Genomic DNA, 11,679 nt, shown 5'->3' on the forward strand with positions numbered 1-11,679 from the left:
TTAGAAACCGGCCTGAATGCCCAGCGTGAAGGAGCGCAGGTTAGGGTAGGAGCCGTCGTCGACGCCGCGGGCCAGGTTGTTGCCCAGGGTATTGAAGGTGCCGCTGCCGATGGTTTCGGGGTCGTAGCCGCTGTAGTCCGTGATGGTAAACAGGTTCTGGCCCGTGGCGAAGACGCGCAGCGAGGCCATGTACTTGGTGCGCTCCAGCAGGGGCTTGGGCACCGTAAAGCCGATCTGCAGGTTTTTCAGGCGAGCATAGGAGCCATCTTCCAGCCAGCGGGTGGTGTTGAACCGGTCGTTGTAGCCGGGCGCGTCGCCGGCGTTGCCGCCCGAGCGCAGGGCCCGGGGCGTGGTGTTCGAGGGGTTGGTCGGCGTCCAGGGGCTGAAGTCAGCCAGGTAGTTGGTGTTGTTGCTAGTTTGCTCGTACCAGGTTTTGGCCACGTTGAACACGTCGTTGCCCTGCACGCCCTGCACGAAGGCCGTCAGGTCGAAGGCGCCGTAGCCCAGCGTGAGGTTGAGCCCGTACTGAAACTTGGGAAACACCCGGCCCACGTGCGCCCGGTCTTTGTCGGGCGTGATGAGGCCGTCGCCGTTCAGGTCTTTGTAGCGCACGTCGCCGGGTTTCAGCCCGGCCGGAATGCCCTGGTCGCCGGTCTGGTAGATGCCATCAAACTGATAGAGGTAGAACGAGCCGATTTCGTGGCCGACCTCGGTGCGGGTAATTTCCTGGGGGCCGCCGTTGAAGAAGTTGGGAGCCCCCGTCGACTCGCCCGCCGCCGTGCCCAGGTCCAGCACCGTGTTTTTCAGGGTCGTCAGGTTGGCCGTGGCCCCGTAGCGGAACGGGTGGCGCGTGTCGGTATAGCCCAGCACAAACTCCAGGCCCTTGTTTTCCAGCTTGCCCAGGTTGCGGAACGGGTTGGGGCCGGCGTTACCGAAAGTCAGGGGCAAGTCCGGGTTGATCAGCGCGTTGTAGGTTTTGGAAACGTAGTAGTCGGCGGCCAGGGTCAGGCGGTTTTCCAGGAAGCCCGCGTCGAAGCCCACGTTGGTGGTGCGGCGGTCTTCCCACTTGATGCCCGTGCTGGAGTAAGCCGTCTGAATAGCCCCGTTCTGAATGCTCCCGCCCAGCACGTAGTTGGCGTTGGGGTTGATGAAGCCCTGCGACAGATAGGAGCCCCCGTACGCGCCGTTGAGCACGTCGTTGCCGAGGCGGCCGTAGGAGGCGCGCAGCTTCAAATCCGAGACGACGCCCACGTTCTCGAAGAAGGCTTCCCGCGAAATCCGCCAGCCCACGGAGGCCGCGCCAAAGTTGCCCCAGCGGTTGGCCGGGTCCACGCGCGAGGAGCCGTCGCGGCGGAAAGCGGCCGTCACGAGGTAGCGCTGGTTGTAGTCGTAGCTCAGTTGCGCGAAGTAGGAGCGCTTCGACCAGACGAAGGAGGAGCCAATGGCCTGGGGCGTCTGGCTGCCCGCGTCCAGGGCCCAGTAGTAGGTGGGGCCGCGCCCGTATTCAAAGTTGACGCCCCGCGTAAATTCCTGCTCGAAGCGTTGCTGGCTGTAGCCGGCCACCGCCGTCAGGTTGTGGTCGCCCAGACTCTTATCAAACGTGAGGGTGTGCTCGGCCATGCCAAACAGCTCGTTGCCCTGATTTTCGGCGTACGAGGAAGGCGTCGTCGGGTCGTTGAGGCGCCACACGCCGAACTGGCGCTTCTCCCGGTCGTGGAAGCCGTGGTATTCGGTGGCCAGGTTGAGGCGGTAGCGCAGAAAGTCGAACAGCGACACTTCCGCGTACACGTTGCCCTGCAGGCGGTTTGAGACGCCCGTGTTGTTGAACAGCTCCTGGAGCGCAATGGGGTTGGTGGCAAAGGTGCTGGCGTTGGCGTTGCCAATGCCGTAGCCGCCGGGCACGCCGGAGTCGAACACGCGGGTGACGGGCAGCAGCTGGGGCAGGTTGATGAAGGGGGAGCCCGTGAGCGGGGCGTAGTTTAGCCGCGTCTGGTTGGTGCGCGTGAGCAGCATATTTTCCCCAATCCGGAATCGGCCCCGGTTGAAGCCCGTGTTCACCCGGAAGCTGTAGCGGTCAAATTTCGGCCCCACGACCGTGCCGCTCTGCCGGAAGTAGCCGCCCGTCACGTTGTAGTTGGAGTTCTCCGCTCCGCCCGAAAATCCGAGGTTGTAATCCTGCACGGAGCCTTGCCGGAAAAATTCGTCCTGCCAGTCGGTGTCGATGCCGGCCGGCAGATTGGCGGCAAACGGCTGGCGCGGCTGGCCGGTGTTGTCGTAGGCCTGGTTGTTGATGGCCGCCCACTGCTGGGCGTTGGCCAGATCCAGCCGCCGGATAATGTTCTGCACCCCGCCGTTGGCACTGAAGCTGACCGACGGTGGTCCCGAGCGGCCCTTCTTGGTGGTAATTATAATCACGCCGTTAGCGCCCGAGGCCCCGTACGGCGCCAGCGCGGCGGCATCCTTCAGCACCTGCACCGATTCCACGTCGGCGGGGTTGAAGTCGCGCTGCCCGCTTTGGTTCTGCACCCACAGCCCATCGATGACGTAGAGCGGGCCGCTGCCGCTGGCAATGGTGCCCAGGCCGCGAATGTTGATGTTGGGCGCCTGCCCCGGCAGCCCGGAGTTGCTGACCTGCACGCCCGGCAGCCGGCCCTGAATGGCTTCCCCCACGGAAGCCACCGGCGCCCGGCGCACTTCCTGGGCACTCACGCTGGCCACCGAGCCGGTTACGTCCTGGCGGTTCTGGGTCAGATACCCCACTACCACCACCTCACTGAGCTGCTTGGCGTCCACGGCCAGGGCCACGTTCACCTCGCCGCGCCCACTGACGGGCACATCCTGGCTCAGGTAGCCGACGAAGGAAAACGTCAGGGTGGCGTTGTCGGCCACGGTGAGCGTGTAGCGCCCGTCGGCATCGGTGGTTACGCCGTTGGTCGTGCCCTTTTCGAGGACGGTCACGCCGGGCATGGGCTGGCCTTTCTCATCGACCACCCGCCCACTCACGGGGGCGGCCACTGGCGCTGAGGCCCGGGCCGCATCCGGGGTAGGAGCGGGATGCGCCGCCGCGTCAGGAGATACTGCCGGAAGCAGGAGCAAACCACATAGCGCGGCGGGCAGGGTCAGCCTACGGATTCTGAGTAAGGAGTACTTCATAGCGGAAATGGGTAGAGGTGGGGAGGAAAGAAGCGGAAAAGCGTTGCAGGCGTGTACTTCGGTACTCACAAATCCGCAAACGTTTGCGTTGTAAGGCAGCATGAAAGCCTCTTCTTCAACTGGCAAGAGGCCCCGACGGGAAGCGTGGCAGGCAGCTACCACGGCGGTATCCGGGTGAGCTAAAGGCAATATTCCGGAGTAACTATAGACACTAATATAGTTAATGTCAGGAAATTGTATTACTTATTTCTAGTAAAATACCAGTGTTGTGCTGGGCGGCTTCGTTGTGCCGGCCCAGCAAGAGCTTCCGGTCCGCGTCTGGCTCGCCGCGCTGTGAGTAGTCGGAGCGGGTGCTGATGGACTCGCAAACGTTTGCGCGGAATGGCTGGACATTGCGGCGTAATGAACACCCACCTGACCGGTGGCGCTATCGGCCGTTCAGCCTGCGGATCAGCTCCGTTTCTTCCTTGCGGTAGGGCGTACCATCACGCCGGAACACCTCGTGAAACCACTCGGCCGGCTCGCTGCCGTCGGGCAAAGGCGTATCCCACTGGTACTTGGTGTTCGTCTTGCCGTCGACCAAGCCCCAGTTGATGGCCCCCACATTCTGCGTTTTGAGCATGGGCATGATGGTGGCGAAGCGCGAGTTGCGGGGCCGCGCCATATATTCGGTGCAGATCAGCGGGCGGCCGTGGGTTTCCAGCAGCTCGATCAGGCGCTGATGAATGGCTGCCTCGTCGTAGCTGTGGTAGGTGATGATGTCCGAGTGCAGGGCCTGGTAGGTGTTCAGCGCCTGGAAGTCCCAGGCCCACAAACCCACGCTCAGCGGCTGGTCGGGGTCGACGGCCCGGGCCCAGGCAAACACGTTGCGCAGCAGGGGCAGCGAGGCCGTGAGCTTGCCCGAATTGCCGGGCTCGTTGTATAAGTCCCAGAGTAGAATGCGCTTATCGTGCCTGAAGCTGCTAAGCACGTCCTGCACGTAGGGCCGCAGGGCCATGAACGTGGCCGAGTCGCGCGAGGCCGGGTCGCCGGGGTCCTGCAGCCAGCCGGAGTTGTGGATGCCGGGTTTCGGCGTGGGCTGCGCCCCAATGGTGGCCTGCTTGTTCCAGCAGTCGTCGAAAAAGACGAACATCGTCTGGATGTGGTGCTTATCGGCCAGGGCCAGGTAGGTATTCAGGCGCTCCTTGAAGCCTTTGGGGTCCTGTTTCCAGGCCAGGCTGTGCAGAAATACCCGCATGGTGTTAAAGCCGATACCCTCGGCCCAGCCCAGTTCCCGGTCGATGGTGACCGGGTCGAAGGTCGCGGCCTGCCACATTTCCAGCTGGTTGATGGCCGTACTGGGTGTGAAGTTGGCCCCGCTGATCCAAGGGTGGGCCCTGTACCAGGCCTGCGCCCGAGCCGCCGTCCAGCGCTGTCCGGCGGGCTGCGCTGCGCGGGCAGCGTGCGTTTTTCCCGTCGCCGCCCGGGGTTGCTGGGCATAAGACGAACCACCGGCCAACAGTACGAAAAGAAACAGTAGAAGCTTCTTCATAAGGCAAGGGTTGGAGAAAGGAATTACAAACGTTTGCGTACACTTATAACTGGTATACCCTGGTGACGTTGGGAAGCGACTGCCCCGGGCAAATTGGCAACAGAAAGTAACCCATTAGCATATTGTTTCTAAGATATATGCTATATTGTTCTCGGTACTTTGCTATTTATAGCTGTGGGGAGCATCAGGCTGCCAGTTCCGGGTGAGGTAGGAAGCGTTTATCCGGGATACTATATATTCTATAATGATCCGCTGTACGCGAATACGCACGCAAACGTTTGCATATCCTTTGTATTTTGTCGAAAGTGGAGGGGAAGCTGGCGTAAAACGCTGGAATTAGCGGTTGGCTATTGCGTCTTCATCTCGTTCTGTCATCTGTTTTGCTTTTTCCAGCTCATTTGAAACCACCACTGTCCGTTACCGTCTGCACCCGGGCGTGGCCTTTGCTTCCCACTCTTTCCAACCTAGCCGCTGCTGCTTATGCCTTCCCGTCGTCATTTCCTTCAGCAGGCTGCCAGCGGCCTGGCAGCTTTGGCCCTGCATAGTCAGGCGGCCCGGGCCGCCGGCCGCACCTATACCAACCCGGTGTATGCCGGGCAGTTTCCCGACCCGTTCGTGCTGCGCCACCAGGGGCGCTACTACGCTTTCGGCACCACCGGGCAGGGGCGCACGGCCGACGGGCGCATTTTCACGGTGCTGACCTCGACCAATCTGGTGGACTGGCAGCCGGCGGGCGGGGCCCTGACCCCGCCGGAAGGCGCCACCGGGGCCGACTTCTGGGCACCGGAAGTGGTGTATCAGCAGGGCACCTTTTACATGTACTACTCCCTGGGCGGCGGGGCCATTGGCGCTTCGGTGGGACACCGGCTGCACGTGGCCACCAGCAAAACGCCGCAGGGACCCTACACCCAGGTGGCCCGGCTGGACGTGCCCGCCAGCAAGTTTACCATCGACGCCCATCCGTTTCGGGATACCGACGGGCAGTGGTACCTGTTTTACGCCCGCGACTTTATCGACTCGGACCACGGCTACCGGCCCGGCACCGGCCTGGTCGTGGACCGGCTCCTGGACATGACGCGCCTGGCCGGGGAAAGCCGCACGGTGATGCGGGCCCGGCACGACTGGACGGTGTTCGAGAAAAACCGCCTCATGCCGCTCTACGACAACCGCACGTTTGCCGAGTGGCACACCCTGGAAGGGCCTTTCGTGCGCCGGCACGCGGGCAAGTACTACTGCTTCTACAGCGGGGCCAACTTCCTGACGCCCCGCTACGGCGTCGACTATTGCGTGGCCGATTCGGTGCTGGGCCCGTACTCGGATGCCGGGGCGGAACAGGGGCCGCGGGTGCTGCACGCGGTGGCGGGCCACGTGCGCGGGCCGGGGCACCACTCGCACGTGCTTAGTCCGGATGGCAAAACCGAATACCTGGTGTACCACGCCTGGGACCCGGCCATGAAGGAACGGCAGCTGTGCATCGACAAGCTGGCCTGGACTGCCCAGGGGCCCCGCTGCCAGGGGCCAACCTATACTCCGCAGCCCCTGCCCTAGAAAGCCAGCTACCTGTTTCCGTCCCGTAGCTCGTGAGCACAGAAGCGCAAATTTCCCGCAAATTTTGCTTTGCTTAGCCGACTATTTGCGTAGCTGTTGCGCAGTTGGCACGCAGTGCTGTTTTCTCATTTGTCAATTACTTACGATTGTGGCCCGCGCAAAAGCATCTATTTCGGATTTGGCTAAGCAGTTGGGAGTGTCGGTTTCTACCGTTTCCCGGGCGCTGAGCGACCATCCTGCCATCAGCGCGGCTACCAAGAAGAAGGTGGGCAAGCTGGCCGAGGAGCTGCACTACCAGCCCAACCACATGGCTGCGGGGCTCCGCAAAGGCCGCAGCAACCTGCTGGGCGTAATCGTGCCCCACATCGACGGGCACTTCTTTACGATGGTGGTCAAGGGCATCGAAACCGTGGCCTCCAAGGCGGGTTTCAACGTGATGATCTGCCAGTCGAACGAGGACGTGAAGCACGAGCAGAAGAATATTGAGTCATTGCTCAGTGCCCAGGTTGAGGGCATTCTGGTGTCGTTGGCCCGCAATACGCTCGACTTTAAGCATTTCGACAAGGTGCGCAAGCAGGAAATTCCCCTGGTCTTCTTCGACCGGGTGCTCGACGGGCTCGACGTCAGCGCCGTGGTCATCGACGACCGGGAGGGCGCTTACCAGTCCACGAGGCACCTGCTGGCCCAGGGCTGCCGCCGCATCGCGCACTTCGGCGGGCCGCTGCATTTGAACATCTACAAAAACCGGCGCCTGGGCTACGTCGACGCGCTGCTGGAAGCCGGTTTGCCCGTGGAGGAGGAGCTGATTTTCCACTGCGACATGACCCAGGAAGATGGCGTGACGGGCATGCAGCAGATGTTGCGGCTGAAAAAGCGGCCCGACGCCATCTTTTCTTCCAGCGACTTTTCCATCGTGGGGGCTATGCAGGAGCTGAAGCGCCACGGGCTGCGGGCCCCGCAGGACATGGCCCTGGCCGGGTTCAGCAACGAAACCTTCACGTCCCTGACCGAGCCCATGCTGACCTCCGTGGATCAGCGCTGCGAGCAGATGGGGCAGGCCGCCGTGCGGCTGTTCCTGGAGATGCGGGAGGAGCGCAGCTCCTTGTTTTCGCCCCGCCGCATCGTGCTGCAACCCGACTTGCTGATTCGGGGCTCGTCGTTGCGGGCAGTGAAGGAGGCGGTGGGGAAGTAGGGCGTGGCAACGCCTGCTGACCGGGTGGCAATGGCTAATGACCTAGTGACAATGCGTTGTAACGAGGTATCAATGGCCGCTGGCGGGGACGCGAGGCTCACGCGTGCTTTGGAAACTTTGGTTGTTAGCAGGCGGGGCGGGGCAATTCGCCGCAAAGCTGCTCAGGCGTAGCCGAGCGACTGCCGGAGCCTATGAGATGGGATTCTCAAACAGCCCGATTACCTCGATTACCTCGCACACGGCCATGCGCCGGGGCCCTTCCACGAAATACCCCCGCACGCCCGGTTTGATATGCCGCTGATGAAAAGCCCGGGAGGTGGGAAGTATGATAAACATATCGGCCAGCCCATACATCGGCACCGGCCCATCGGTCAGCATTGCGCCGTCAGGGAGCAGGATTTCCGGCCAGATGATGAAAGTACTGGTCGATATGGCCTTGTCGTCGTAGCGAAAATCCCAGCGGATGTGCTGAGGCGCGGGATTATACCGTCCGCTTTCCTCAGCGCTGTACATCGTGTAGCTGACGCGAAAATCAGGGCGATGACCACTCATTTGCGTATAGGATTCCATAGACTACGGCAGTATGAGTAATATGAGTAATAGAAAAGGCCCGCAATGTGTGCGGGCCTTTTCTGTCTAGAATAACCAAATCAGGAGCTTACGCGGCCTCGCCTTCCGTGGCTTCGGGGGCGCCGGCGGCTTCCACGTTTTTCTCCACGATTTCGCGGGCCAGGTTGAGGTAGCTGATGCTGCCCTTGCTTTCGGCGTCGTGCAGGATGACGGGGATGCCGAACGAGGGCGACTCCGACAGCTTCACGTTGCGGGGAATGATGGTGTCGAAGACGAGCTGCTGGAAGTGCAGCTTTACTTCCTCCACCACCTGGTTGGAGAGGCGCAGGCGCACATCGTACATCGTGAGCAGGATGCCCTCGATTTCCAGCTCCTCGTTCAGGCGGCTCTGGATGATCTTGATGGTGTTGAGCAGCTTGCCCAGGCCTTCGAGGGCGAAATACTCGCACTGCACCGGCACGATTACCGAGTGGGCCGCCGTGAGGGCATTGACCGTAATCAGGCCCAGGGACGGGGAGCAGTCGATGATGATGAAGTCGTACTGGTCGATGAGGGGGCGCAGGGCGTCCTTCATCTTTTCCTCCCGGTTGGGCAGGTTGATCATCTCCACTTCGGCCCCGACGAGGTCGATGTGGGAAGGCATCAGGTCGAGGTGGGGCAGAATGTTGGTGTTCAGGATGATGTCCTGGGCATTGATGCCATCCACCATGCACTCGTAGATGCTGTTTTCGATGTCCTTGGGGTCGAAGCCGACGCCCGAGGTGGCGTTAGCCTGCGGATCGGCATCCACCAGGAGCGTCCGGTACTCCAGCGCCGCCAGACTGGCTGCCAGGTTGATGGCCGAAGTGGTTTTGCCGACTCCGCCCTTCTGATTGGCTACCGCAATGATTTTTCCCATGAGGGGTGATGGTTGATTGTTAGTTGTTGATTGGTAGTTGTTGATTGTCGATTGTTCGCCTTGGCAACGATTAACAATCAACAATCAACTCCCTTCATTCAACTTATAAGGTAATCGTTTCGCCGACTTTCATCAGCACCAGCTCCTTGCCGGCGGCCGAGGCTTTGGCCTGGGCATCGGCGTGGTCGATGGCAATGGGGGGGAAGGTGTCGAAGTGCATGCCGACGATTTTGCCGGCGCCGGTCCAGTCGGCGGCCACCAGCGCGTCGTCGATGCCCATCGTGAAATGGTCGCCGATGGGCAGCAGGGCCGCATCCAGCTTATACCGCTCCCCGATGATTTTCATGTCGTAGGTCAGGGCCGTGTCGCCGGCGAAGTACAGCGTCTTGCCTTCCGACTCGATGATGAAGCCCGCCGCCAGGCCCGCGTAGGAGCCGTCGGGCAGGGAGGAGCTGTGGGCCGCGGCCACCAGCTTCACGGTGCCGAAGGGCAGCCGCACGGTGCCGCCCAGGTTCATCTGGTAGGTGGCTTTCAGGCCCTTCTCGCCAAACCAGCTCAGCAGCTCGACCATGCCCAGCAGGTCGGCGCCGGTGTTTTGGGCAATTTCCACGGTATCGGCTACATGGTCGCCGTGGCCGTGGCTGAGGAAGATGTAGTCGGCCTCGATGGCAGCCACGTCGATGTCCTTGGCCAGCGGGTTGGGCCGGATAAACGGATCAAAGAGGATTTTGCTGCCACCGGTTTCGAGCAGGAAGCTTGCGTGGCCGTAATACGTCAGATTCATAGAAAAGCGGTTGGCGGGAGGCTGCCGGAGAAACTGCTTTGCGGGAAAGCAGCCGCAAAAAGCAACGACCGGCGGAAAGACGACAACTATTAGCCAAAAGCTAGGAGCTATACGCTTAGTTTTGCACAAATATAAGCGATTCCCCCGTTCCCATGCTGTCGTCCGCCCGCCGTTTTGCCGGTTATGTTGTCCCGTTGCTCACGGCGTTAGCCAGCTGTGGCGGCCCCGCGCAAACTACCGACGCGCGGCGGGTTTTCCGCTACAACCAGCCCGAGGCCCTGACCTCCCTGGACCCGGCCTTCTCGAACAAGCAGGCCAACATCTGGGCCGTGACCCAGCTCTACAACGGGCTGGTCGAGCTGGACTCGGCCCTGCAGCCGGTGCCGGCGTTGGCCCGGCGCTACGAAATTTCTTCCGACGGCCGGCACTACACGTTCCATTTGCGGCCCGGCGTGCGGTTTCACGATGCCGAGGTATTCGCGGGCGGCAAGGGCCGGGCCGTGGTAGCCCAGGACTTCGTCTACAGCTTTAAGCGCCTGCTCGACGCCGCTACCGCCAGCCCCGGCGGCTGGATTTTCCGGGGCAAAGTCCTGGAAAAGGAGGGGGGCGAGCCGTCGGATACCTGCTTCGTGGCCGCGAATGACTCCACGCTGCGCATTCACTTGCGGGAGCCGTTTATTCCGTTTCTGGGCATTCTGGCCATGCCTTACGCCTACGTGGTGCCGCGCGAGGCCGTGGTCAAGTACGGCAAGGACTTCCGGGAGCACCCGGTGGGCACGGGGCCGTTCCGGTTCAGGGAGTGGGACGAGGGCAACGCCATTATCTACCACCGCAACCCCCAATACTGGAAACAGGACGAGCAGGGCCGGGCGCTGCCCTACCTCGATGCCGTGCAGATCAGCTTTATCCAGGACCGCAAAACCGAGTTCCTGACTTTCATGCAGGGCAAGCTGGACTTTCTCTCGGGCATCCGGGCCGGCTCGCGGGATTTGATTATGCACCCCGACGGCACGGTGCGGGAAGACTTCCAGGGCAAGTTCCGGCTGCAAAAGGCCCCTTACCTGAACACCGAGTACCTGGGCTTTCAGCTGGACCCGACCAACCTGCGCGGCGACGCGGCCAACCCCGCCCTGCGCGACGTGCGGGTGCGGCAGGCCTTGAGCTACGCCCTGAACAAGCCCGAGCTGATTGCCTACTTCCTCAACAACGTGGGCGTGCCGGGCCATTCGGGCTTCGTGCCCTCGTCGTTGCCGTCCTACAGCGAAAAGCTGGTGCCGGGCTACACCTACCAGCCCCAGAAGGCCCGGGAGCTGCTGCGGGCCGCCGGCTTTGGCCCCCAGAACCCGCTCAAGCTGCGCCTGGGCACGGTGGCTGAGCGCAAGGAAGTGTGCGAGTATTTGCAGAAGAAATGGGCCGAGGTGGGCGTCACGGTCAGCATCGAGGTGAACCAGTCGGCGGCCCAGCAGGAAATGGTGGACAACGGCCGGGCCGCCTTTTTCACCAAAAGCTGGCTGGGCGACTACCCCGACGCGGAAAACTACCTGGCCTTGTTCTACAGCAAGAACTTCGCCCCGGCCGGCCCCAACAAAACCCACTTCAAAAGCGCCGCCTACGACCAACTCTACGAGCAGGCCATCCGGGAGCAGGACGTGGCCCGGCGCTACGCCCTCTACCAGCAGATGGACCGGATTGTGGTGGCCGAGTCGCCGGTTATTCCGCTCTACTACGACCAGGTGGTGCGCCTGACCCAGAACAACATCCGGGGCCTGACGCCCAACGCCATGAACCAGCTGATTCTGGAGCGGGTGCGCAAGGAGTAGAGACGCAATATGCTGCGTCTCGTCGTTGAACGATAATTGTTCGGTTCGACAACGGCCGCAACGATTGAGACGCAACTATGCGTCTCTACACGCCGCCGACGTGGGCCACTGAGGCCGGGCCACGCTTTATTTTGGGAGAATGCAGCCCGGCGCCGAACCCAACCGTAGGCTAACGGTTGTTGC

Annotated in this window: 8 protein-coding genes; 3 read left to right on the plus strand and 5 right to left on the minus strand. The window is 62.0% G+C overall.

Going from position 1 to position 11,679, the window contains the following annotated elements; translation table 11 throughout:
* Together E5K00_RS19335 and E5K00_RS19340 are read right to left on the minus strand one after the other, a co-directional pair.
* The gene (locus E5K00_RS19335) at positions 1–3,153 is read right to left on the minus strand and encodes a SusC/RagA family TonB-linked outer membrane protein (RefSeq protein WP_167856952.1); all 3,153 of its coding nucleotides are present in this window, start codon (positions 3,151–3,153) and stop codon (positions 1–3) included.
* Between the two features lie 427 nt (positions 3,154–3,580).
* The gene (locus E5K00_RS19340; RefSeq protein ID WP_135464912.1) at positions 3,581–4,684 is read right to left on the minus strand and encodes a glycoside hydrolase 5 family protein; all 1,104 of its coding nucleotides are present in this window, start codon (positions 4,682–4,684) and stop codon (positions 3,581–3,583) included.
* Between the two features lie 480 nt (positions 4,685–5,164).
* Here E5K00_RS19340 and E5K00_RS19345 point away from each other — a divergent pair, with 480 nt between their 5' ends.
* Positions 5,165–6,232: a glycoside hydrolase family 43 protein gene (locus E5K00_RS19345; RefSeq protein WP_135464913.1), complete on the plus strand. Its 1,068-nt coding sequence runs from the start codon at positions 5,165–5,167 to the stop codon at positions 6,230–6,232.
* Positions 6,233–6,380: 148 nt separating this feature from the next.
* Positions 6,381–7,424 (plus strand): LacI family DNA-binding transcriptional regulator, encoded by a 1,044-nt coding sequence (locus tag E5K00_RS19350; RefSeq protein ID WP_317128885.1) that lies wholly within the window; start codon positions 6,381–6,383, stop codon positions 7,422–7,424.
* A 189-nt stretch (positions 7,425–7,613) separates the two neighbouring features.
* On the opposite strand, the gene E5K00_RS19355 is transcribed toward E5K00_RS19350, so the two are convergent.
* From E5K00_RS19355 to E5K00_RS19365, 3 genes are all read right to left on the minus strand, one after another.
* Positions 7,614–7,994, minus strand: coding sequence for a hypothetical protein (locus E5K00_RS19355; protein WP_135464915.1), 381 nt, complete (start codon positions 7,992–7,994; stop codon positions 7,614–7,616).
* Positions 7,995–8,082: 88 nt separating this feature from the next.
* A complete protein-coding gene (locus E5K00_RS19360; RefSeq protein WP_100338957.1) occupies positions 8,083–8,892 on the minus strand; it encodes a ParA family protein in 810 nt (269 codons plus the stop codon).
* A 103-nt stretch (positions 8,893–8,995) separates the two neighbouring features.
* The gene (locus tag E5K00_RS19365) at positions 8,996–9,676 is read right to left on the minus strand and encodes a metal-dependent hydrolase (protein WP_135464916.1); all 681 of its coding nucleotides are present in this window, start codon (positions 9,674–9,676) and stop codon (positions 8,996–8,998) included.
* A 152-nt stretch (positions 9,677–9,828) separates the two neighbouring features.
* Between E5K00_RS19365 and E5K00_RS19370 the strand changes: the two genes are divergently transcribed.
* On the plus strand, positions 9,829–11,496 hold the full coding sequence (locus E5K00_RS19370) for an ABC transporter substrate-binding protein (protein ID WP_135464917.1): 1,668 nt from the start codon (positions 9,829–9,831) through the stop codon (positions 11,494–11,496).
* Positions 11,497–11,679: the final 183 nt, after the last annotated feature.

The organism is Hymenobacter aquaticus, from assembly GCF_004765605.1.
GTDB lineage: Bacteria > Bacteroidota > Bacteroidia > Cytophagales > Hymenobacteraceae > Hymenobacter > Hymenobacter aquaticus.

What these genes read in the sequence shown, in the direction of transcription:
- E5K00_RS19335 (WP_167856952.1), bottom strand. Translation starts at nt 3,153, where the DNA reads ATGAAGTACTCCTTACTCAGAATCCGTAGGCTGACCCTGCCCGCCGCG.
- E5K00_RS19340 (WP_135464912.1), bottom strand. Translation starts at nt 4,684, where the DNA reads ATGAAGAAGCTTCTACTGTTTCTTTTCGTACTGTTGGCCGGTGGTTCG.
- E5K00_RS19345 (WP_135464913.1), top strand. Translation starts at nt 5,165, where the DNA reads ATGCCTTCCCGTCGTCATTTCCTTCAGCAGGCTGCCAGCGGCCTGGCA.
- E5K00_RS19355 (WP_135464915.1), bottom strand. Translation starts at nt 7,994, where the DNA reads ATGGAATCCTATACGCAAATGAGTGGTCATCGCCCTGATTTTCGCGTC.
- E5K00_RS19360 (WP_100338957.1), bottom strand. Translation starts at nt 8,892, where the DNA reads ATGGGAAAAATCATTGCGGTAGCCAATCAGAAGGGCGGAGTCGGCAAA.
- E5K00_RS19365 (WP_135464916.1), bottom strand. Translation starts at nt 9,676, where the DNA reads ATGAATCTGACGTATTACGGCCACGCAAGCTTCCTGCTCGAAACCGGT.
- E5K00_RS19370 (WP_135464917.1), top strand. Translation starts at nt 9,829, where the DNA reads ATGCTGTCGTCCGCCCGCCGTTTTGCCGGTTATGTTGTCCCGTTGCTC.